We start from the raw sequence: 22,123 nt of genomic DNA on the forward strand, positions 1-22,123 counted from the left end.
TTAATACATGAAGCGTTGCCGGAATCTTACGCGGTCGAACTGTTCCACGGAAGAGAACGGTACGTCCTTCCCTATGGCTACCATGAGACAATTGGCGGGATGTGCGCAAATTTCAGGATCATCCGTTGCGAACCAAACCATACCAACCGACTTCATTAATCGTTCCATCATTTCGCGATACTCCCATACATTCAAGCCGCTGGTTTCTAAATCCCAGTGCCAGTAATATTCCGTAGTGAAGACAATGGCATTGTCGAGCTGTCCATCTTGAAATGCTGCTGAAATAAGCGTTTTACCGAGACCCAGATGACGGTATTCATCTGCTACCTCGATTGCTCCAAGCTCTATCAAATCGAGCATGCCGCCTTCTGACCAACGTTCCATCTCATCTGGGTAGTGAAAGGTTACATAACCCACGATGACATTCTCTTCGCGTACGAGGATAATCCGCCCTTCAGGCAGGCCTGCAATTTCTACCAAAGCCCGATGCTGCTCCGCGGGTCTCCGGAAGGCATCTAGCTTAGGATGGAGAGTCAGCTCGCTGAGAGCTTCCGGAGCGACGGGACCTTCTACAATCAAAGAACGGCCTTTACGATTTATTGGATGCCGGACATAAGATTTGATATGCTCCATGCCGTTCTCCCTTCACGACGACTGCGACGATAGAATTTCAGCCGTAATCAAACTTTGTTGTTATTATACACTATCATGGGAAAATATCCTTAAACGGTATGCAGATTCATTAATCACTATGATATAATTGACTGTGGTTGAGATGAGGTTCCCTCAGATAGATGAAAGCGCATTCGCTATCGAATGCCCGCACTCAAACGGGAAGGTGATGGATCGTGACATTTGAGCAGAATGAGAGATTAGCCGTCACAGCGACGGAGTCTAACATGAAATCGTATGAAGAAGCTGTAAAGACATTTAACTGGACGGATATTGAGAAGCAATTTTCTTGGGCAACGACAGGCAAGGTTAACATGGCATATGAAGCCATAGATCGCCACGTGATCAATGGTCTAGGAGACAAGGTCGCGCTATATTACAGCGACAGCCAGCGCGATGAAAGCTACACCTTCTCAGAAATGTCCAAGCAATCGAATCGGTTCGGTAACGTCCTCCGTAATCTTGGCGTTGAGAAGGGTGACCGTGTATTTATTTTCATGCCTCGTACGCCAGAATTGTACTTCAGCTTGTTCGGAGCTCTTAAAGTCGGCGCAGTAGTAGGTCCATTATTCGAGGCATTCATGGAATCGGCGGTAAGAGACCGCCTGCAGGATAGCGGTGCTGTCGCAATCGTTACGACACCTTCGCTCCTGTCTAGAATACCCCGTGCGGATTTGCCGGATCTGAAGCATGTCATTGTTCTAGGTGATTCGGTAGAACAGGGCGATGGAATAATTGATTATCGCTTAGTAATGGCGGACTCTTCTGATGAGGCTGAAGTCACTTTTCTTGATCGGGAAGACGGACTTATCTTGCATTATACTTCTGGATCTACCGGCAAGCCCAAAGGCGTATTCCATGTACAGAATGCGATGCTTCAGCATTATCATACAGGACGCGTAGTACTGGATCTTAAAGAAGACGACATCTACTGGTGTACGGCTGATCCAGGCTGGGTAACGGGAACCTCTTATGGTATTTTTGCACCTTGGCTGAATGGAGTTACGAATGTCGTTCGTGGTGGCAGATTCAGTCCTCAGGATTGGTATTCAACCATTCAAAAATATAAAATTACAGTATGGTATAGTGCGCCGACTGCTTTCCGTATGCTTATGGGAGCAGGAGATGATATCGTTACCGGGTTTGATCTGAACAGCTTGCGACACGTCCTTAGCGTAGGAGAGCCTTTAAACCCCGAGGTTGTTCGTTGGGGGAGTAAAGTGTACGGTCAGCGTATTCACGATACATGGTGGATGACAGAAACCGGTGGACAGCTCATTTGTAACTATCCAAGCATGGAAATTAAACCTGGCTCGATGGGTAAGCCGGTACCGGGTGTCCAGGCAGCTATTATTGATGACCAAGGTAATGTGCTTCCTCCGTACCGGATGGGTAATCTTGCGATTCGCACGCCATGGCCGTCTATGATGCGCAAGATATTCAACAATCCTACGAAATACGCTGAATATTTCCATATCCCAGGCTGGTATGTTTCAGGTGATTCGGCTTATATGGATGAGGAAGGCTACTTCTGGTTCCAAGGGCGGATCGATGATGTCATTAATACTTCCGGCGAGCGTGTTGGACCTTTCGAGGTAGAGAGCAAGCTGGTTGAGCATCCTGCAGTTGCCGAGGCAGGTGTTATCGGTAAGCCGGATCCATTGCGCGGAGAAATTATAAAGGCTTTTATTTCCTTGCGCGAAGGGTATTTACCTTCGGATGAATTAAAGGCAGACATCGTGCGTTTCGTTAAGGAAGGACTTTCCGCTCATGCTTCCCCGCGCGAGATTGAATTCAAAGATAAGCTTCCTAAAACCCGCAGCGGCAAAATCATGCGCCGTGTGCTAAAAGCATGGGAGCTCAATCTCCCAACCGGTGACTTGTCCACGATTGAAGACTAATTGTTGATTACAGTCTTCGCGACGCTGTCAGGAAAGACATGATTTTATAATAAATATATAATGCTCCTAAAAAGAACCCGCCTCCGTTTCTAGTTAACGGAGGCGGGTTCTTTTTATGGAGCTACCTCCACTGATGCCGTTGGTGCTGACTCTCCAGATGCGTTTAACGCTGTTACTCGGTACCAGCCGGAAGAGAGGGGAGAGATGTACTCGAAGTTCGGGGACTCCGACCCTCCGAGTAATTTATATTTACCTTGTTGCGTTGGACTGTACCAAATTTGATATTGGGTAATGGCTTCTTGAGTTGAATTCGCATTCCAGCTTAACGTTACGCCGATAGCCGATCCGCTTGCAGTAAGTCCGCTTGGAGTTGAGGGTGCACTTCCGTTATGTGGATCAGCAGGATTTGCCGGGTTACCCTCGTCTGGATTATCGGTGCTGCCGTCACCTGGGAAATTAGGGTCAAAATCCGGTTGTTGACCATCCGGCGATACGGCTTGGCTAGGCGAAGATTCATGGCCAGCAACGTCTACAGCGGTCACATAATAAACGTAAGATTGGCTAGCGTTGATGAAATTGACGAATTTCGGATCATTACCTGTCGGAACGGAAGCTTCAACCTTCTCGAACGGACTGCCATTAAGGGAACGGTATAATCGATAGCCGGCAACGTCTGGTTGTTCGGTTGGCGTGAATGTAATTCTCGCCTTGCCCTCCAATACCTCCACAGTGATATGAGCGGGAGCGTTAGGCATTGCGCCGTCGTCTACGCGCGGATCGATTTTGGAAGGTGCACTCTGGGAGGCATCCTGCGGCAAATAGTAAGCGAGCGGTTTACGAGATTGGGCGGATGTTTTTCCAAGCTTTGCCTGCAAATCTTCCATCAGCGCATCAAGCGGCGTCTCGCGAATGACCATGACGGATTCACGCAGCAAGTCCTCCGGCGTTCCATCCTGCGGCAAGTAATTCACGCCATTGAATGAAATGTATTTCACTTTGACGAGAGCGTCATCCTCTTCCGTCGGTATAAACTTTTTGTTGAACATATCGGATACGAGCTTTCCTGCTTCCTTCGTTAATTCCGTAGGGAGCTTACCGCTGACGCTCGATACAGTCATATTAACGATACCCTCAGGCTTCTCAAAGGCTTTGGTAGGGAATAACTCCGGCTTTGCTTCCGATACTTCATTCATGATCTTGGCCCAGATCGAGCGAGCGCGTCCATGGCTGCCTGAGGACAGCGTATGAATCACCTTCTCATAACCTGCCCATACCCCAAGCGTAATATCTGGCGTAAAGCCTTGGAACCATACATCTCCATAGTTTTGGGTTGTTCCAGTTTTCCCGGCAATTGGGATTTCTCCAAAATTCTTAAATTGTGATTTAAGAGAGGCTCCCGTCCCGCTCGTGACGACTGTACGCAACATGTCGGTCATAAGAAATGCTGATTGCTCAGATACGACGCGCTGCGGATTTGCTTCATGCTTATAGACCGTTTTGTTATTGGCGTCACGTATTTCTTCGATTAAGTATGCATCGTTAAAGACACCTTTATTGGCGATCGCAGCATAAGCATTGGTCAATTCTTCAACGGAAACGCCATACTTAAGACCACCGATTACACCTGTTTGAGCCACATCATCCTCTTTAACCAAAGTCGTAATTCCGAGAGAACGTGCGAAAGCCCAGGAATCCAAAATGGTTACTTTATCGAGAAACACTTTCAAAGCAGGAATATTATAAGACATATTAAGGGCTTGGCGAGCGGTTACGAGCCCGGAATAACGGTTATTGGAGTTTTTCGGGATATGGAACCCGCTGCTTCCGTTTTTCAGAATAAGAGGGGCATCATCAAGGATGCTGGCGGGTTGTATTAGACCTTTGTCAATTGCCGGCAAGTATGCGGCGATTGGCTTCATTGCCGAACCTGGCTGCCGGGTCATCTGGGTTGCGAAGTTCATCTGCTCGATGTGGAAGTCGCGCCCTTCGAGCATACCAAGAATCGCACCCGTCTTCTGATCCATCATCACTGCGGAAATTTGCTCAACTCCTTTGACCTTATGGTCGGGAGCGAAATTGTCCGTATTATCAGCAATTTGGCGCATGAGATTGTAAACTTTTTTATCAATGGTTGTTGTGACTCTGTATCCGCTGCGAAGAAGCTGTCTGCGTGCATCCTCTATAAGAACGGAATTTTCCTTGCTTTGCAGGTCTTCCCGTTTAAGCCCTGGGTTCTGCTGCAAGACGAGTACCTCTGCAGCTTGACGTTCAACTTCAAGCATCAGATACGGAAACGTGTTATAGGCTTTTTCTGTAGGCTTGGCCAAAGAACTATAGAGGTCGAACGCTAAAGCCTCTTCATACTCGGCTTGGTCGATCTTGTTCTCTATAAGCATACGGCTAAGGACTAGTTTCTGCCGTTCTACCGCGCGTTTGAAATTTTTCTCGTTGAAATCTCCCTTGCCTGTAAAAGCGGAATATAAGGATGGCAGCTGCGGAACTCCGGCAAGATAGGCAGCTTGAGCCACATTCAGATTTTCTAATTTCTCGATACCGAATATACCCTTGGAGGCGGCTTTGATTCCGAACACCTGATAACCGGATGATCCGTTGCCATATGGTACTTTATTTAAGTAAGCCGTAATAATTTCTTCCTTGCTCAAATATCGTTCAAGTCTCAATGACAGGAAAATTTCCTTGGCTTTCCTGCTGGACGTTTGGTCAAGGTTTAAGAAAACGCGGCGTGCAAGCTGTTGGGTAATCGTGCTCCCGCCGGTTTGGACGCTTTCATTCAACAATTGCTGCTTAACGGCACGCAGCAGACCATTCGTATCGACACCTAAATGGGAGAAGAAATTTTTGTCTTCAATCGCAATAACCGCATCGATAATGATATCGGGTATTTGTTCAAACGTAACAGGGCGGCGGTCTTCTTCCGTACGTAATTGTCCTACGGGGGTACCGTCATTGAAATAGACAAAACCGGTAATGGCATTCTCATTAATCTTCTCTTCGATAAAGCTCCCGTCACGAATCGGGTCGTCATGAACTAATGATGCTATGTACCCCGTAACCGCGCCGGCTGCGACTAGTCCAGCAAGCACACCGAATAAAATGAGCCAAAGAACAGTAAATCCAGCGATTTTCCCAGCTGTCTTGATGCCTTGACCTTTACGTGAAGACAAACTAGAGGGTTGTTTAGTTTCATTCATAGGAAAGCCTCCTTCAACAAACACAACTATTATAGCACATTTACCCATCGTTTGACTTCCTTCGGAAGGGTGTGCTATAAAGAGAGAAATTCGCACCTGAATACGTGGTAATCGGGACAAAAGCGTTTGAGTAAAAGGGAGGAAATCGGAATTGAAGACGGATGGACAAAAGACAATAACCCATGAACAGAAAAATGAGATCGCACGTCAGCTGGAGATGATCCGGCGCGGCACTGCAGATATTGTACCAGACGAAGAATTGGTCGCAAAGGTTACAGAGTCCGTAACTACAGGCCGGACGCTAAAAGTTAAGCTGGGATTGGATCCTTCTGCACCGGATATCCACATCGGGCATACGGTGGTCTTGCACAAGTTACGGCAGTTCCAGCTGCTGGGCCATGAGGTTCAGCTTATTATCGGAGATTTCACCGGACGAATCGGCGATCCGACAGGGAAGTCAGAAACTCGCAAGCAGCTTAGCGAGGAGGACGTTAAACGTAATGCCGAAACTTATCAGAAACAAATTTTCAAAATACTAGACCCGCAAAAAACGACTGTTTATTATAACTCTTCCTGGCTGTCTCCACTAAATTTTGCAGATGTAGTTGGACTAGCAGGGAAAATCACGGTTGCCCGAATGATGGAGAGAGACGACTTTACGAAGCGGTTTCAATCGAATCAGCCAATCAGCGTACACGAATTTTTCTATCCTCTTATGCAAGGTTATGATTCCGTTGCACTGGAAAGCGACATTGAGCTAGGTGGAACCGACCAGACCTTCAACCTGCTGATGGGGCGCACTCTGCAGAAAGAATATGGCAAAGCGACGCAAGCTGCAATTACCCTTCCTTTGTTAGAAGGTCTAGATGGCGTCAACAAAATGAGTAAGAGCTTAGGTAATTACATCGGGATTGATGAGGAAGCGAATCAAATCTACGGTAAAGCCATGAGCGTACCCGATGAGCTGATGCTGAAATACTATGACCTGGCAACCGATCTCACCAACGATGACCTTAAAGCACTCCGCGAAGGGTTAGCGGACGGCTCTGTGCACCCGCGTGATGCGAAGATGAATCTGGCTCGTACTTTTGTCCGAATGTACCATGGGGAAGAAGCTGCTGCAGCCGCGGAGAATTACTTTGTTACCGTCTTCCAGCAGCGCGCGATTCCAGAAGACATCGAAGAGGTTACTGTACCGGCTGAGGAGCTTATTGAAGGCAAAATCCGTACGACAAGGCTTCTTATTTGGCTTGGCTTGCAACCCTCCGTAAGTGAAGCGCGCAGAAGTATTCTGGGTGGCGCCGTAAGGCTCAATGAAGAGAAGCTTACGGATATCATGGGAGACATCGAGCCGAAGGACGGCGACGTTCTGCAGGTAGGTAAAAGGAAATTTGTCCGGTTCTCGATGAAATAGGTTGAAAAACTAAGGTGCCTCGTAAAGTCATTTGACTTTGAAGAGGCACCTTTTTATGATTTTTCGTATGTGTTAGCTTATTTGCCGCCAAACGCTTGCTTACGATATTCGTTAGGTGAGCAATCCGTCCATTTCTTGAACACCTTACTGAAATACTTTTCGTCTTGAAAGCCGACTTTTTCAGAAATATGGGCAATTTTCAGCTGAGTGTCCGCCAGCAAGCTTTTGGCACGTTCTATCCGAATCCGTGTAATATAATCGGTTAAGTTCTCGTTCATCTCCTGTTTGAACTTGCGCGAGATATACTCTCGACTAAGAAAGAAACGATTGGATATATCCTGAAGCGACAAATCCTCATGAAGAAACTTATCTATATATTTGGCAATTGCCTGCATAGAGCTCTGATTACGGCTTGAGCCAACCGACAAGAGCTCCAACATCGTGTGAGCTTCTCCTTCAAAGTATTGTTTCCATTCCTCTAAAGTAAAACTTCCTTGATCATCGACCACTGTAAGTATCTGTGTTTCGCGGGCAAAAGACGATTGCTCGAGAGAATTGTTCATCCAACTGGTTTGAGCAAGCCGGAATTCCAGCTTCCAGTGGTGAAGCTGTTCGAGCGTAATGGATTCGGATTGCTCGATGGCTTTAAACCAAGCAGCGAGAGCGGCTTCAAGCTGCTCCTTATCTCCGCCTTGGATGGCATAACGTATCCTTGGTTCATATTCCGAGAAGTATATCGTGTTTTTATTTACCGGTTCGGCTGAAGCGCTGGGTTGAGACCAATTCCTCGTAAGTTTCAGGTTACGGTGACGAATATTGCTCCGCGCTTGTCTATAGGAGAGATGCAGCTGTTCGGGAAACAGCGTTGTTTCGCCGATACCGAAGGCTAATTTCACATTTAACGCCCGAAAGATTCCTTCATTAATTTCTGTGAGTATCGCTTCTGCCGGCTCGTTGTTTTTCCAATAGATGATAACAATTTCGTTCTCTTCACCCCAATAACGGAATGCAAAACCCGACCCCTGTCTACGTAGAAATTCATTGCATATGTTCGTTAGCGAAAAGTAGAGTAGATCCCACCCGGCCTGAAATTTCTTCCGAATAGAGGGAGGAGCCAACTCAAGCGTAAGAACACAAACCCGTGCCTGTTGTATCTTCTGATCGATGCCGAATTGCTGCTGGAGTGTTTCGTGAACTGCAGTATTTTCACCATGTACACTAAGAACAGTAGAGAAGAACTTGTCTAAATAAACTGGCTTTAGCTGATTGATTTCCATATTCCGATTTCGATCTCTTGACCGAATTTCCTCGTCTGCTTTCCAGTCTTTAATAGCTTTTGTTAATGCAGTAATTAGCTGAGCTTCATCAATGGGCTTTAACAAATAATCCATACCGCCATATTTAACGGTTTGTCGGACCAATTCGAAGTCTTCGTGCCCGCTGACCACGATGATTTTACTAGCTGGGGCGTGCGCGGATGCCCACTCGAGCAGCTCGACGCCTCCCATGCGAGGCATCATCATATCCGTAAAAAGAATAGCCGGATTTTCCGCTTGGATGATAGAGATGGCGCTTTGTCCGTCAGAAGCTTCAAGGATATGATGAATACCGAATTGTTCCCAAGGTACTAGAAGCTTAATGGCTTCCCTAACGTGCTTTTCATCGTCAATAATGAGTGCTTTCATTCCAATTCGGCTCCTTTCCTAGAGGAATGTGAAGGTCCACGGAAAGGCCTTCCGGAGAAAGGTTGGACAGCGTAATAGATGCAGATTCGTGAAAATGGAGCTGGAGTCGCGAGAGTACGTTTAATAGACCTATTCCGCTATCCTGACCCAAACCAGTTTCTTCGCCGACCCGTAAACTTTTGTTCACGGCTTCAAGCTGTTTATCCGTCATTCCCTGGCCGTTATCCTCCACTTTTATTTTCAGAAGCTGATTCTCGAGAGTACAGGAAATGAGCAGCCGTGCGGGCTCGTCGCTTCGTTGACGGAAGCCGTGCTTGAAGAAGTTCTCTACAAGCGGCTGGAGAATCATCTTGGGAACCAGGATAGCGCTGACTTCAGGCTCCAATCGAAAATTTACCTCAAGAGAAGTGTCGAATCGCTGCTTCTGCAAATCTAAGTAAGCCTGTACATAATTTAGTTCTTTTTCTAGCTCGACGATGGTATCACTGGTATTCATATTGTAACGCATCATTTTACCTAAAGAGGTAACAAGTGAATAAATCTGCTGGTCCTTATGCTGCAAGGCGACCGTTCCAATAGATTGCAGCGCATTGTATAGGAAATGAGGATTAACCTGCGCCTGCAGGGCTTTGAGCTGATTGGTCTTGTTCGCAAGCTTGAGCCGGTATTCCTTGAGAATAAGATTGTTTATCGTCTGCATCATGGACCTGAACCTTCTGGAGAGTAATCCAATCTCATCGTTACTGCGAATATCGATATCAACATTCAAATTTCCTCTTTCAATCTGATTCACATATCCAATAAGACTTAACAAAGGTTTCGTGAAACGCAGAGAAATAAACAACGTTGCAAGAACCGCTATAGATAAAAAAATCGCCCCAACCCACGTATTAATCCGGGTTATTCCTTCGGCGGTCTTATATAAATGCGTGTACGGGGTCAGTTTGACTAAGTACCAATCCATAAAAGGAGTTTCTAAGCGATCATAGAATACCATTCCGGAGAAAGCTTCATCCTCCCAGTTGATATATCCGTTCACTTGTTTGGCATCGCGAATTTGATTAAACCATTTAGCGCTTATATTTTCACCAATGGTATCTTTCTCCGAAGAAATGATGGTTTTCCCGTTCGCATCGAATATATAAAATGTTTCTTGTCCGGAGTCATAGACCTGGCCGTTTAAATCGTCTAGTACGTTTAACTTAACGTCAATGGACAGCACGGCGAGAAGATCTTCGCTGGGCGCGCGAAATATCGGACGATGCAAGGTGATAACAAACTCATCTTTTTTATAAGTTTTGAAAGCCAAACCGTAACTATGGCTCATATGACTAGGCTCGATAAATGTTTTTTTCAAGGTAACATGATGAGGATTTTCAGGTGTTCCTACTTTGATATCGTCATCGCTTTTCAGGAGGTAGGTCGTGTTTTGCTTGACCACATGAAGCCTTACCTGATGAAATTCGCTGACGCTTTGGTAAATGTTTAGGAGATGGTCCTTTAACAAGTTTCGGTTGCGGATGACATCGGACAGCCCGCTGGGAAACACTTCATTCTCCATGTTGTGTTCTAGGATGTAGTAGAGGGAGCGCGGCACATTGATAGAATTATAGACGGCTAGAGACTTCTGATTAATATTATGCATGTAGTTGAGCATATTGGTCTTGGCGAGAGATAAGAGACGTGTGTTTTTCTCATAGGCCTCCTCGGAGATGGAACGTTTGGTCGAATTATAGGAGATGACCATGGAGGTCGCGATTGGTAAAATGGTTGCAATAAGGAGAAGAAGCATAAGCTTGTTGCGTATCGTATTGCGAAAAAAGGAAGGGGAAGTCATCTTCTTTTCTCCTTTCTGTCATATCAATCTCACATAAGAACAGTAAACCATGCTTTCCAAATGGTCAATATATTCCACCTAGATTATCATCATCCTAGGTAGTTACAGAGATTTGAGCAGTCTTATACTAAATCTAGGGATTAGCAGAAGGTTTGGACATACGTGAGCAGGCTGAAGGGAGTTGTTATCATGGTTATAAAGGGAAAGAGATGGAGTGAATGGCTGCAGCAAGCTATTTTCGTAGGACCGGGTCTTGTTTTTTTTACCCTGATTGTTCTTGTTCCTTTTTTTATGGGGTTTTATTACTCTTTTACGGAGTGGAACGGGGTTTCAGAAAATGCAAAATGGACCGGAATCACTAATTTAAAGCGCGTCTTTACGGAAGACGAGAGGTTCTGGTCGGCCTTCTGGTTTACCTTGAAATTTACGATAGCCTCGGTCATCATTGCTAATTTACTGGCCTTTTTCATGGCTATGCTGCTCAATCGCGGCCTGAAAACCAAAAATATCTTAAGGACTTTATTTTTTCTTCCCAATGTAATCGGGGGCTTGCTTCTCGGTTATATCTGGCAGTTCATTTTTGTTCGCGGCTTCGGAGCGATCGGTGAATTTACCGGAATCGGCTGGTTTGATTTACCTTGGCTCGGGACGCCTGATACGGCATTCTGGGGTATCGTTATCGTATTCGTATGGCAAACGGCGGGATACATCATGATCATATATATCGCCGCTCTGGTAAGTATTCCGAAGGATTTGACAGAAGCCGCTACGATTGATGGGGCTGGCAGATGGCAAATGCTGGGCAGCATCGTCGTTCCGATGATCATGCCGGCCATAACGGTTTGTTTGTTCTTAACGACATCCAATGCGTTCAAGATGTTCGATCTTAATTTATCATTGACCTCGGGAGGTCCGGGTTATGCTACAGAGTCCATTGCCTTGAACATCTACCGCGAAGCCTTAACGAATAGCCGCTTTGGCCTCGGAACGGCTAAGGCGATGATCTTCTTCTTCGGGGTTGCGCTCATCACGGTTACTCAAGTATTGATCACCAAGAAAAGGGAGGTAGAGGAATAATGGAAGAGAGTAAACGGTATTCGCCGGGTTTGTTTGCGGCGGAAATAGGGGGAATATTGCTCGCTCTTGTCTTTTTGTCTCCGTTCTATTTCCTAGTGGTCAATTCATTCAAGAGCTTAAAGGAAATTCTTCTGAATGCCGCAAAGCTGCCGGAGGTATTCAGCCTGAATAACTTCCGTCAAGCTTGGGAAGCGATTGCCTTTCCGACCGTATTCATGCATTCGGTTGTCATTACGGTACTAAGCGTTACCGGCCTGATCATCGTCAGCTCCATGTCCGCTTACCGGATCTTACGAAGAGCGACTCTGTTTAACCGCGTGCTATTCACGGTGTTTATCGCGGCGATGATCATTCCTTTCCAATCCGTCATGCTGCCACTGATGAAAATCACCTCGCTCTTTCACTTGAGAGGCGAAGTCTACGGGCTGCTTATCTGTTATCTTGGATTCGGAATCTCTCTCTCCATGTTCCTTTTCCACGGATTCATGAAGTCGGTTCCCCGCGAAATCGAGGAGGCGGCGATTGTCGATGGCTGTTCCCCCTACGGCGTGTTCTGGAAAATCATCTTTCCTTTGCTCAAGCCGATTTCGGCAACGGTGATTATTCTGAACGTACTGTGGATCTGGAACGATTATCTGCTTCCGGTATTGGTAGTGAACAAGAACTATACGACGATCCCGCTTTCCATTCAGCTCTTTTTCGGCCAATACACGCGCAAATGGGATCTGGCAATGGCTGCGTTAACGTTAAGCACCATTCCGATCGTTCTCTTTTTCCTGACGCTTCAGAAGCATATCGTAGCGGGAATAACGGCTGGTTCCGTCAAAGGTTAATGAATTTGACTAAACCGATAGAAATAATCAAGATTTTCCACCCAGTTGTTCAATATTCTAGGTGTCGGACTAAAGCGTTTCCAAATTATAATGAGGCAGCACCATTAAGATACATTATGGGAGGTCATTCAATTGTTAAAGAAAATCTCAATCTTTGCTCTACTTACCGTAATGCTTGTTACTCTTATCAGCGCTTGCGGGAACGGAAACAACAACACGAGCGAACAAGCTAGCTCGGCGCCAGCTTCTTCTGCAGAATCCGCATCGGCGTCTGCTTCAGCTGAACCGAAGAAAAAAGACGTCACAATCAGAGTTTTCCAATTCAAGGTAGAGATCAGGGATGCACTTGAAAAAATGGCACAGGAATACGAGAAAGAAACCGGCGTTAAAGTAGAAATCGAAACCCACGGCGGCGGCGAGGATTATAGTGCCTTATTGAAAGCTACGCTTGCGGCGGGAGAAGAACCGGAAATCATCACCTCCGCCGGCTCGGCAGGTTTCGACCCTTATGTCGACCGCGCCGTGGATTTGTCCAATGAAACATGGGCCAAAGATTTGGTCGAAGCTTCCAAAGCACAAATCTCGCGTGATGGGAAGCTGCTCGGTTTGCCAATGAATTTGGAAGCTTACGCATTTACTTATAATAAAGATCTGTTTGCGCAAGCGGGCATAACTGATCTTCCGCAAACTCTCGATGAGTTCGAGGTTATGGTTAAGAAATTGAAGGATGCCGGTATTACCCCATTTGCTCTTACCAACGAATGGTGGTCCATGGGTATTCATACGCTGAATATCGCAATCGCGAACCAACCGGATCCTGAGGCATGGATTGAAGAAGTGAAAGCAGGAACGAAAACATTCAAAGACGATCCAATCATGAAACAATGGCTTCGCCTGGTTGATATCATGTTCGCTAACGGCCAAGAAAAAGCGATTACAGTCGATTATAATACCCAGGTTGCGGAATTCGCAGCGGGTAAAGGCGCGATGATTCAGCACGGAAACTGGATCCAAGGAAATGTCGATGCAGTTGATCCGAATCTAAATCTGGGTATGATGCCGGTTCCGCTGCTAGATAAACCGAACGTCTTTACCGGCGTACCGAGCAATTGGGTTGTCAACAACAAATCCGCGCATCCGGAAGAAGCTAAAGCGTTCTTGAACTGGATGGTAACCTCTGAAACCGGCAAGAAATTCATCTCTACCGATTTCAAATTCGTTCCTTCATTAAATTCGATAACACCGAATCCAGAAGCGATCGGTAAGATCGCAGGCGACTTCGCGGTCTTCTCACAAGCTAAACCGGATCAAGTTAAAGGCTGGCAATGGGATCGCTTCCCAGATGGAATTACACAACAATGGGGCGCGGCGATGCAGGAATATCTCGGTAAGCAAATCAATGGCGACCAATTGCTTGAGAAGTTTGATAAAGCCGTATCGGATATCGTGAAAAAATAACATTTCCCCATAAACGGTCAAGAGCTCTCCCTTAAGTCATAGACTTATGGGGAGAGCTCTTGATTTTGTTTATAACTCGAAGGCAGGTTTTGTATTACACTTAAATGGCTGGTGGAGTAAACGTACGCTGAGCGAATTCGCTGTCGAGCATGAAGAACGCATTGCTGTCTTTATCGATACGCTTAAGCTTGTTAATAATGCTGTCGAACATTGATTCTTCTTCCACTTGCTCATCGATAAACCATTTCAGGAACTGGATGGTTGCATGCTCCCGGTCATTCATAGCGAGATCGGATAAGTGATAAATCCGCTTCGTAACCTCTTGCTCATGTTCATACGCATGCTCGAACGCTTCGAGAATGGAATGGTAGGTATTATTCGGGACATTCATTCCGGATAGCGTTACTCTTTTACCGCGGTCATTCAAGTATTTATAAAGTTTCATCGCGTGGAATTTCTCTTCTTCCGCTTGGACCATGAAGAAGTTGGCGAAGCCATCAAGACTTTCGCCAGAACAATATGCGGCAATGGCTAAGTATACGTGAGCAGAATAGAGCTCGAAATTAAGTTGTTCGTTTAAGCTTTCGCTTAGAGATTCTTTCATCATTTGACACACTCTCCCTCAGGAATTGGTGAAGTTGTACTCGAATTGTACCATATTAATGTCGAGTCAACCAATTCGCTGCTTTAATTTCTTATAGAGCACTTTAGGGGAGGGAGCAACAAGAACTTCAGCTTTGCCGATCATGACCATACACTGCTTGGCGCATAGCCTGCAGTTGCTGAGACAATCTTTCTTTTTCTGCTTCAAGTCGGGGAATTCGGCTTTTAAGGTTTTGTAAACCGCTTTGGAGCCGTGCTTGAAATTTTTACAGCAGTACTTGATCTTTTTCATGAGCAACCCGACTTTCCTAGAAAAATTCAATGTCTAAGTTAAATGATATTAATTATCATTATCAAAGTCAATACAAAAGAAAAAAACCACCCCAGTATAACTGGAATGGTTCTAGCGGTCCAATGTTGGTTAATTAACGGCTGTAGAACTCAACGATTTGCTTAACGTCGATATCTTGGGACAGCTCGCCACGGTCTGGAAGACGAATGAACTTACCTTGCATAGCATCAGCGTCGAATTCAACGTAGCCCGGCAGGTGATGACGGCCTTCCATTGCTTCTTTGATCGATTTGAGGGAGCGGCTACGCTCACGAAGACCGATTTGGTCGCCAATTTGTACAGTGTAAGATGCGATATCGACTTTCTTACCGTTGACTGTCACGTGACCGTGAGAAACCAACTGGCGCGAGCCGTAGCGGGAGTTAGCCCAGCCAAGACGAAACACGAGGTTGTCTAGACGGCTTTCAAGCAAGAACATGAAGTTCTCGCCGGCGATCCCTTGTTGCTTCGATGCACGGTCGAACAAGTTGCGGAATTGCTTCTCGTTCAGGCCATACATATGGCGAAGCTTTTGTTTTTCTTGAAGCTGCATGCCGTAACCGCTGATTTTGCGGCGTTGGTTAGCACCGTGCTGACCTGGAGGGAATGCACGCTTCAATTCTTTACCGGATCCGCTTAGAGAAATTCCAAGACGGCGACTTAACTTGAACTTAGGGCCTGTATATCTTGACATGATTTGAAAACTCCTTTTTCAAAATAAAATGTTTTGAAAATGGGTTTCGTTGCGCGGATTTCTCCATAACCGAAGTTTCGGTTCCAGTAGGGATGTTCAGCCGCAGCCCGCTGGTGGGAAATCCGAGAGGGTGTCACAAGAGCTAAGCCCAGTATTCAACAAGTTATATTATATGAAATTGTACGCAAATGTCAAGTTATTCGTATGAAGCAAATCGGATTTATTAATAACTCTCCTGATATGGTCCTATAGACTATAGACTTATATGAACCTAGTGCAAAAATCACAATTTCATTGTATAGTGAAAAGAAAGAGACATCGGGGGCGGAGGTGTCGGGGCTTGGTTAATAAGAGGAAGATACAGCAACTAGAAGATATGGATCATAATAGTCCATCCGGCACCCGTCAGCAATTTCCTGGCTGGCTGCAGAAGCAGGATCTTACAGAAGCGGACCTGCCTTATATTCACCCTTTATTAGTAAATAGCTTTACAGATTGGTTGGAGGATGTGGATCGATTTCCGTGGCTTAACGGTCAAATGGTTCTGCTTCATCCGGACGGTACGAATATATTAGTCAATGGACAACTCGTAGAAGATAAAGAAGCTTGTCCGGTCTCATGGAATACGGAAGTGATAGGTCCGACTGCCGCGACAACGGCTCTTGCTACCTGCAGGCCTACCCTCATGCGAGCCGAAGAGCATCAATTTCCTAAATTCAAAGCCTTCGATTCTATTGCCGTTCCTATTTTTACCCGTACGACCGGCATTCCATATGCGGTTATCGCTTGCTTACTCCCAGCTGGAATTGCTCAGGCTGGTGATTTAAAGCTGCTTCAGGCGGCTGCACTCCATTTGCGAAGCTGTATTTATTATCACTTCGAGAGTCTTTTTGTTGGCAGCTTATTGAGAGAGCAGACGCTTACAAAAAAGGAAGAGCGCCGACGCAACATCCTGTTTGATGTCATGCGGCGATTAAACGATCATATGGATGTGGAGAATGTCCTGTCCGAAGTATTGGACAGTCTCGAGCAACTATATCCGGTTTGTAAAGCCGATTTATTTTTATCCCAGGATTATAACAGTAATATTGAGAAAGTGAAGCCTCTTGCATTCCATCTCAACGACATGGATTTGTGCAAATCCGCATTTGTAGACGGGCGTATTCGTGAGGAGCATTCTCAGGGTCGTCATCGGCTTGCGTTGCCGCTTGCCGGCAAGCAGGGTGTATATGGCGTTCTAAGGCTGGACTTACCGGACAATGAATTTGACGAGGCCGATATCAACTTTTTGACGATACTTGCAGGTGCTGCAGGGGCTACTTTCGAAAAAGCAAAGCTTCATGAACAGGCAAATATACTGGTGGGCGAGTTAAGGCTCATTAATGAGCTGACACAAAGACTGAATAGCAGCTTGAAGTTGTCCGATACGTTGCAATTCGCGTCCGCTGAATTATTAAATATATTTAAATCGGATAAGTGCACTATTTTTCAGGTTGAGCCGGCAACCTGTGATTTTGTTGTTTTGTCTACGAACGTGGAAGAGATTATCGGATCGAAATACCCGAAGGATTATGGTTTCCTTGGAGTAATGTGGGAGACGAAGGAGCCGATAATTTTATCGGATTATTTTTCGGCAACTCCAGTCGGTTCGGAACTGATGGACATCACAAATTCTCGATCCCTCCTTGCAGCTCCCTTGCTGCTGAATGGAGATCTAATCGGTGCGGTAATGATTACAAAGCGTGAAGCGAATCATTTCTCTTACGACAATTACAAGCTCCTGCAAGTATTGTCTACACATCTTGGGCTTGCGATGTCAAACGCGACCCTTCATGCAGAGGTTCGAAGGATGGTCATCACTGATAATTTAACCGGTTTGTTCGCTCGACACTACCTGAATGAACGAATCGGACGCAAGCAGAATAGAGACGCCTCGGGCTCACTCATCGTCGTAGATATCGATCACTTCAAGAAAATCAATGACACGTACGGGCATCAGGTTGGTGATGATATTCTCATTCATGTCAGCTCCATCATCCGAGGCTCCATCCGAGATGACGATATTGCCGCCCGTTGGGGCGGGGAAGAGCTGGCTATTTACTTACCCCTGCTTGGCCTGGAACAAACTGAGCGAGTCGCAGAGCGGATTCGTTCCCGTGTTGAAAGCGAGACAAGCCCGCAGGTAACAGTATCTTGCGGAATCTCGGAGTGGCGCTCTACGGATGAGAAAGTGAGTGTAGAATCCTTGTTCTATAAGGCGGACATGGCCCTGTATGATGCTAAACGCCACGGACGTAATTGCGTAATGATAGGATAGTTACTTTATCTCTGAAGCTTACGTTTTTAGCCATACGGCTAAAAGCAAGCTTCTTTTTTTATGAATATGCATGCATATTGCCTGCAAATGGGGAGAGGATACGAAGCGAAAGGAGGTAGGTGTGCATTCTTAACAAAGTGAAAGCTTTTGCTGCAGCACCAAGCACGGTATTATTGCTCATGTGCTTACAAGGCTGTATGGCATCGTCAACCTCATTAACAGCGCATGAAGCTTTTGCCTTGTCGGCATCGGCTCTGTCTGGAATAGATCGTTATGAGATCGAAGGTCAAGTATTTATTCTAGGGCCCGGCGGCTATGTTTTTGATAAAGCGGGATACGAAGGAAAGGTCATAGGCCATGGGAATCTGAAGCTGCAGTGGAGAGCCTTGAGCGTTCAACCTGCCTCTGTTAAGGAACAGGCGATTACGTCTTATCGCCCATTGCAATTATTGGAGATCATTAACGATCGATCAGCCGTAATTACTTATGCCGAAACACCTAAATCCAATCAGATGGTTCACTTCAAGATTAAGCTGGATGATCGGATCGCACGTGAAAGAGCAGCGGGCGGCTTGAGAGCGGAGATGAAGCTTCTGCGCAGCGAGAGCGGCCTTCTAAAGCGCGATCCGGTTGAAGCGAATAAAGTACTAAGCCGAGCAGAGAAACGGTTAGAGGAGGCTCTTGCCACGTTGAAGGTTACGACAACATGTGCCTGGACTGCAAATCCGCAGGATTGGCTTCCTCGGCAATTGAAGGAGGAAACCGTCTTGAGCTATACATGGAATGCTAAAGCATTCAAGGAAGAACGGGTCTCGGAAACCAATTTCCACCTCCATGCTCAAGATGATACAATAAAGAGAAGTAAAGGACATCTAGGAGGGTAAAATTCTAAAATGAGAGATCCGAGATTGCAAAAATTAGCTGCCAATTTAGCTGGATATTCCGTTAAAGTTCAACCGGGAGATAATATTCTTATCGAGATGATTGGTTCCGAACGTGAACTTCTCAAGTGTCTGATCGAAGAGATAACCAAGCTTGGCGGACGTCCTTATGTAGAAATCGAGGACCGATCCGTTCTTCGCACACTGCTTAATCATGCGACAGCCGATCAGTTAGAAACCTGGGCTGCTTACGATCTTGAACGAATGAAACAAATGCAAGGCTATATCGGAATTCGCGCGGGAGAGAACGTAAACGAATTGGCTGATGTACCCTCAGAGAAAATGAAGCTATACGATAGGATCCATCGTCATCCCGTACATATGGAACAACGAGTGAAGCGGACAAAGTGGGTCGTTCTGCGTTACCCGAATAGTTCAATGGCTCAGCTTGCAAATATGTCGACAGAGGCTTTCGAGGACTTCTATTTTGATGTATGTAACTTGGACTATGCCAAGATGGACCGCGCCATGGATCCCCTGCAGCAGCTAATGGGCCGGACCGATAGAGTAAGGATTGTCTCTCCAGGTACAGACCTGAGCTTTTCAATAAAGGGTATCGGCGCCCAAAAATGTTCAGGCGAGCGCAACATACCGGATGGTGAAGTATACTCCTGCCCTGTACGCGACTCTATCAATGGGACGTTAGCTTATAACACTCCCAGCGTATATAACGGCTTTACTTATGAGAACGTCAAATTCACCTTCGAGAACGGTAAAATTGTTAAGGCGACTGCTAACGACACGGATAGAATCAACGCGCTTCTTGATAGCGATGACGGGGCACGCCATATCGGGGAATTTAGCTTAGGGTTTAATCCTTATATTCTGCATCCGATGAAAGATACGCTGTTCGATGAGAAAATCGCAGGCAGCCTGCATTTTACGCCGGGTCAAGCATATGAAGTAACCGACAACGGCAACCGTTCATCCATCCACTGGGATTTAGTGCTTATTCAACGTCCTGAATACGGGGGAGGAGAAGTGTATTTTGACGACATTTTAATTCGTAAGGATGGAATCTTCGTCATTCCCGAGCTTGAAGGACTTAACCCTGAATCTTTGAAATAATGCATTCTCCTCTTGCGTGAATTTAGGGGAACAAGGTATGATGTGATAGACAACAAATTGCCTAAATATTAGGAGGGAATCCCATGTCTAACAACGCGGCGATCGTAGAACTATCTCAAACCGCTAACAAGTACCGTTCTTCAATCGTTCTTCAAGCCGAGAACAAGTACATTGATGTAAAAAGCATCCTGGGATTATTTACCACGTTAGTTGGTAATCTTTCTTATGAGCTTCATGTTCACGGTCCTGATGCCGAAGAGGCTAAGAAGGAACTTGGAGAAGTATTCGCCAAACATAGCCTAAAAGTCAAAGTAATGGAATAGTAAGCACGGAATACTCTTGCTCTTTGAATGAAGCGCCTTGTCCACGGACGGGGCGTTTTTATTATGAAACGAGAAAATGAGAATGAGTTTTGGCAAATTGGATACCCCGTCCTTGTGCTTCTGCTTAATATCGTCTAATATAAAAGTGATAGCTAGAGATGACTGGAGTGCTTGTTACATCACTAGCGCACAGTTCGCTTGGGAATGGGAGTATGGGCACAGGGGGAGTGAGAATGGCTACATCGGATACAATCATCGATCTGAATCAAAAGGCGTTACGTCTTCTTCAGGAAGATGCCGATAAAATCGAAAAGCTGATCGCGATCCAGATGGAAAATCTGACAACCCGCAAATGCCCGCTGTATGAGGAAGTGCTGGACACTCAGATGTATGGCTTCTCGAGAGCGGTTGATTTCGCGGTGCGGACAGGTTTGGTGGACGAAGGTGCGGGTAAATTGTTGATTAGCCAGCTTGAACGTAACCTGGCGATTTTATACGAAGCGTTGGAGAAAAAAGAAGAGTAGCACCCAGGGGTGCTCACTCTTCTTTTTTTATTGCGTAAAGGTGTGTTGGAACGATTGTTACACGAAGAAGAAACAAACGCCAAGCATCGCATAGACAATAAGCAACAGCTTACCCTCGAACCAAGTTGTCGACCCATCCCTGGAGATCGATATGGCGATCAATGCGGCAACGCCGATGGCTGCGATCTCGATCGTCGTGAAGATAAGATCCATCTGTTGGCCGAATAGCAAGCTGATGAATACCAATACAGGAGCAACAAACAGTGCGATCTGTAAGCTGCTGCCTACAGCGATTTCAACTGCAGCTCCCATCTTGTTCTTCATCGCCAGCAGGATTGCTGCGCTATGCTCTGCGGCGTTACCTACAATCGCAACTACAAATGCTCCGACGAACAAATCGGACAAGCCGAAGCGCGCTGAGAAAGTATCAAGGGTATGTACGAGCCATTCGCTTATGAAAGCGACCATTACAGTAGCGATAAGCAGGAAAATAATGGACGTTCTTCTGCTCCAAGCAGGCTTCTCGCCGTGGTCCGCTTGCGTATCCATATGATCCTCCAGCATGTCCTTATGCGTGAACATCGAATAGAACAACCATCCCAAATAAGCGAAAATAAGAAAGGCTGCAACGATAATGCTAATCGTCATCGTGTTTTCCGTGCTGATATGCTCGGTTTTAACGAAGATTGCAGGGACGAACAGCGCGATAACGCCGAGTAACATAAGTGTAGCGTTCTGACCGGCGAGATGCACATTGAAATTCTGCTCCTTATACTTCAAGCCTCCCGCAAGAGCACTAGCACCAAGTACGAGGAGCAGATTACCAATGATTGCACCTGTCAAACTCGCTTTCACAATTTCGAATAGTCCTTCTTTTATCAGAAATATGGCGATGATGAGCTCGGCTGCATTCCCAAATGTAGCGTTGAGAAAGCCCCCTATCCGCTGTCCCGCATAATGGGCAACAGATTCGGTTGCTTTGCCGAGTAGACCGGCCGCGAATAATATCGCTAAGCCTGCGAAGGCGAATTCGATTTCCGCTCCCCAATGCATATAATGAGACACGGCGCTCAATATAAAAGTTATTGCTATTAAGGGGAAAAACATTCTTTTGATCAATTCGACACCTCATTTTCTAATTAGGGTTTCTTAATGATAGGCATTAAATACTATAACCAAAAAGTAATTTGAAGTAAACGAAAAGCTTAATTGTGATTTGGGATATGCTGGAAT

18 protein-coding genes are annotated in these 22,123 nt (G+C 45.9%); 10 read left to right on the top strand and 8 right to left on the bottom strand.

The genetic code is table 11. The features are described from left to right. Positions 1 to 633, bottom strand: a complete 633-nt coding sequence (locus ACESLK_RS12895; RefSeq protein ID WP_373229881.1) for a GNAT family N-acetyltransferase — start codon at positions 631 to 633, stop codon at positions 1 to 3. A gap of 266 nt (positions 634 to 899) precedes the next feature. Between ACESLK_RS12895 and acsA the strand changes: the two genes are divergently transcribed. Next, positions 900 to 2,573, top strand: coding sequence for an acetate--CoA ligase (gene acsA, locus ACESLK_RS12900; RefSeq protein ID WP_373229971.1), 1,674 nt, complete (start codon positions 900 to 902; stop codon positions 2,571 to 2,573). A 113-nt stretch (positions 2,574 to 2,686) separates the two neighbouring features. Here acsA and ACESLK_RS12905 read toward each other — a convergent pair whose 3' ends face one another. After that, on the bottom strand, positions 2,687 to 5,785 hold the full coding sequence (locus ACESLK_RS12905; protein WP_373229882.1) for a transglycosylase domain-containing protein: 3,099 nt from the start codon (positions 5,783 to 5,785) through the stop codon (positions 2,687 to 2,689). Between the two features lie 217 nt (positions 5,786 to 6,002). On the opposite strand from ACESLK_RS12905, the gene tyrS reads away from it, so the two are divergent. Next, positions 6,003 to 7,199 (top strand): tyrosine--tRNA ligase, encoded by a 1,197-nt coding sequence (tyrS, locus tag ACESLK_RS12910; protein ID WP_373229972.1) that lies wholly within the window; start codon positions 6,003 to 6,005, stop codon positions 7,197 to 7,199. 77 nt (positions 7,200 to 7,276) lie between these two features. Here tyrS and ACESLK_RS12915 read toward each other — a convergent pair whose 3' ends face one another. Next, positions 7,277 to 8,884, bottom strand: coding sequence for a response regulator (locus tag ACESLK_RS12915; protein ID WP_373229883.1), 1,608 nt, complete (start codon positions 8,882 to 8,884; stop codon positions 7,277 to 7,279). Beyond that, complete coding sequence (locus ACESLK_RS12920; RefSeq protein WP_373229884.1) at positions 8,865 to 10,721, bottom strand: cache domain-containing sensor histidine kinase; 1,857 nt, start codon at positions 10,719 to 10,721, stop codon at positions 8,865 to 8,867. The genes ACESLK_RS12915 and ACESLK_RS12920 overlap by 20 nt, the downstream gene beginning before the upstream one ends. A gap of 189 nt (positions 10,722 to 10,910) precedes the next feature. Between ACESLK_RS12920 and ACESLK_RS12925 the strand changes: the two genes are divergently transcribed. The 3 genes from ACESLK_RS12925 (at position 10,911) to ACESLK_RS12935 (ending at position 14,089) form a co-directional block, all read left to right on the top strand. Continuing rightward, positions 10,911 to 11,798: a carbohydrate ABC transporter permease gene (locus ACESLK_RS12925; protein ID WP_373229885.1), complete on the top strand. Its 888-nt coding sequence runs from the start codon at positions 10,911 to 10,913 to the stop codon at positions 11,796 to 11,798. Further along, complete coding sequence (locus ACESLK_RS12930) at positions 11,798 to 12,631, top strand: carbohydrate ABC transporter permease (protein WP_373229886.1); 834 nt, start codon at positions 11,798 to 11,800, stop codon at positions 12,629 to 12,631. The genes ACESLK_RS12925 and ACESLK_RS12930 overlap by 1 nt, the downstream gene beginning before the upstream one ends. Positions 12,632 to 12,763: 132 nt before the next feature. Next, a complete protein-coding gene (locus tag ACESLK_RS12935; protein WP_373229887.1) occupies positions 12,764 to 14,089 on the top strand; it encodes an ABC transporter substrate-binding protein in 1,326 nt (441 codons plus the stop codon). A gap of 100 nt (positions 14,090 to 14,189) precedes the next feature. Here the strand turns inward: ACESLK_RS12935 and ACESLK_RS12940 are convergent, their stop codons facing one another. The 3 genes from ACESLK_RS12940 to rpsD form a co-directional block, all read right to left on the bottom strand. Then, positions 14,190 to 14,693 carry a ferritin gene (locus tag ACESLK_RS12940; protein ID WP_373229973.1) on the bottom strand — a complete coding sequence of 168 codons (504 nt, stop codon included), beginning with the start codon at positions 14,691 to 14,693 and terminating at the stop codon, positions 14,190 to 14,192. A gap of 66 nt (positions 14,694 to 14,759) precedes the next feature. Continuing rightward, entirely contained in the window at positions 14,760 to 14,984 is a 225-nt protein-coding gene (locus tag ACESLK_RS12945; protein WP_373229888.1) for a DUF1450 domain-containing protein, read from the bottom strand. 133 nt (positions 14,985 to 15,117) lie between these two features. Beyond that, positions 15,118 to 15,717 carry a 30S ribosomal protein S4 gene (rpsD, locus tag ACESLK_RS12950; RefSeq protein ID WP_373229889.1) on the bottom strand — a complete coding sequence of 200 codons (600 nt, stop codon included), beginning with the start codon at positions 15,715 to 15,717 and terminating at the stop codon, positions 15,118 to 15,120. A gap of 340 nt (positions 15,718 to 16,057) precedes the next feature. On the opposite strand from rpsD, the gene ACESLK_RS12955 reads away from it, so the two are divergent. From ACESLK_RS12955 to ACESLK_RS12975, 5 genes are all read left to right on the top strand, one after another. Beyond that, complete coding sequence (locus ACESLK_RS12955; RefSeq protein ID WP_373229890.1) at positions 16,058 to 18,034, top strand: sensor domain-containing diguanylate cyclase; 1,977 nt, start codon at positions 16,058 to 16,060, stop codon at positions 18,032 to 18,034. Positions 18,035 to 18,171: 137 nt separating this feature from the next. Continuing rightward, complete coding sequence (locus ACESLK_RS12960) at positions 18,172 to 18,918, top strand: hypothetical protein (protein ID WP_373229891.1); 747 nt, start codon at positions 18,172 to 18,174, stop codon at positions 18,916 to 18,918. Positions 18,919 to 18,927: 9 nt separating this feature from the next. After that, entirely contained in the window at positions 18,928 to 20,043 is a 1,116-nt protein-coding gene (locus tag ACESLK_RS12965; RefSeq protein ID WP_373229892.1) for an aminopeptidase, read from the top strand. Positions 20,044 to 20,126: 83 nt separating this feature from the next. Then, on the top strand, positions 20,127 to 20,366 hold the full coding sequence (locus ACESLK_RS12970; RefSeq protein WP_373229893.1) for an HPr family phosphocarrier protein: 240 nt from the start codon (positions 20,127 to 20,129) through the stop codon (positions 20,364 to 20,366). 233 nt (positions 20,367 to 20,599) lie between these two features. Further along, positions 20,600 to 20,890 (top strand): Fpa/YlaN family protein, encoded by a 291-nt coding sequence (locus tag ACESLK_RS12975; protein ID WP_373229894.1) that lies wholly within the window; start codon positions 20,600 to 20,602, stop codon positions 20,888 to 20,890. A 57-nt stretch (positions 20,891 to 20,947) separates the two neighbouring features. Here the strand turns inward: ACESLK_RS12975 and cax are convergent, their stop codons facing one another. Further along, entirely contained in the window at positions 20,948 to 22,009 is a 1,062-nt protein-coding gene (cax, locus tag ACESLK_RS12980) for a calcium/proton exchanger (protein ID WP_373229895.1), read from the bottom strand. Positions 22,010 to 22,123 lie beyond the last annotated feature (114 nt).

This window comes from Cohnella sp., from assembly GCF_041640265.1.
Taxonomy (GTDB): domain Bacteria; phylum Bacillota; class Bacilli; order Paenibacillales; family Paenibacillaceae; genus Cohnella.

Excerpts from the sequence above, each read along its gene's own strand:
- ACESLK_RS12895 (WP_373229881.1), bottom strand. The coding sequence starts at position 633 with ATGGAGCATATCAAATCTTATGTCCGGCATCCAATAAATCGTAAAGGC.
- acsA (WP_373229971.1), top strand. The coding sequence starts at position 900 with ATGAAATCGTATGAAGAAGCTGTAAAGACATTTAACTGGACGGATATT.
- ACESLK_RS12905 (WP_373229882.1), bottom strand. The coding sequence starts at position 5,785 with ATGAATGAAACTAAACAACCCTCTAGTTTGTCTTCACGTAAAGGTCAA.
- tyrS (WP_373229972.1), top strand. The coding sequence starts at position 6,003 with ATGATCCGGCGCGGCACTGCAGATATTGTACCAGACGAAGAATTGGTC.
- ACESLK_RS12915 (WP_373229883.1), bottom strand. The coding sequence starts at position 8,884 with ATGAAAGCACTCATTATTGACGATGAAAAGCACGTTAGGGAAGCCATT.
- ACESLK_RS12920 (WP_373229884.1), bottom strand. The coding sequence starts at position 10,721 with ATGACTTCCCCTTCCTTTTTTCGCAATACGATACGCAACAAGCTTATG.
- ACESLK_RS12925 (WP_373229885.1), top strand. The coding sequence starts at position 10,911 with ATGGTTATAAAGGGAAAGAGATGGAGTGAATGGCTGCAGCAAGCTATT.
- ACESLK_RS12930 (WP_373229886.1), top strand. The coding sequence starts at position 11,798 with ATGGAAGAGAGTAAACGGTATTCGCCGGGTTTGTTTGCGGCGGAAATA.
- ACESLK_RS12940 (WP_373229973.1), bottom strand. The coding sequence starts at position 14,693 with ATGAAAGAATCTCTAAGCGAAAGCTTAAACGAACAACTTAATTTCGAG.
- ACESLK_RS12945 (WP_373229888.1), bottom strand. The coding sequence starts at position 14,984 with ATGAAAAAGATCAAGTACTGCTGTAAAAATTTCAAGCACGGCTCCAAA.
- rpsD (WP_373229889.1), bottom strand. The coding sequence starts at position 15,717 with ATGTCAAGATATACAGGCCCTAAGTTCAAGTTAAGTCGCCGTCTTGGA.
- ACESLK_RS12965 (WP_373229892.1), top strand. The coding sequence starts at position 18,928 with ATGAGAGATCCGAGATTGCAAAAATTAGCTGCCAATTTAGCTGGATAT.
- ACESLK_RS12970 (WP_373229893.1), top strand. The coding sequence starts at position 20,127 with ATGTCTAACAACGCGGCGATCGTAGAACTATCTCAAACCGCTAACAAG.
- ACESLK_RS12975 (WP_373229894.1), top strand. The coding sequence starts at position 20,600 with ATGGCTACATCGGATACAATCATCGATCTGAATCAAAAGGCGTTACGT.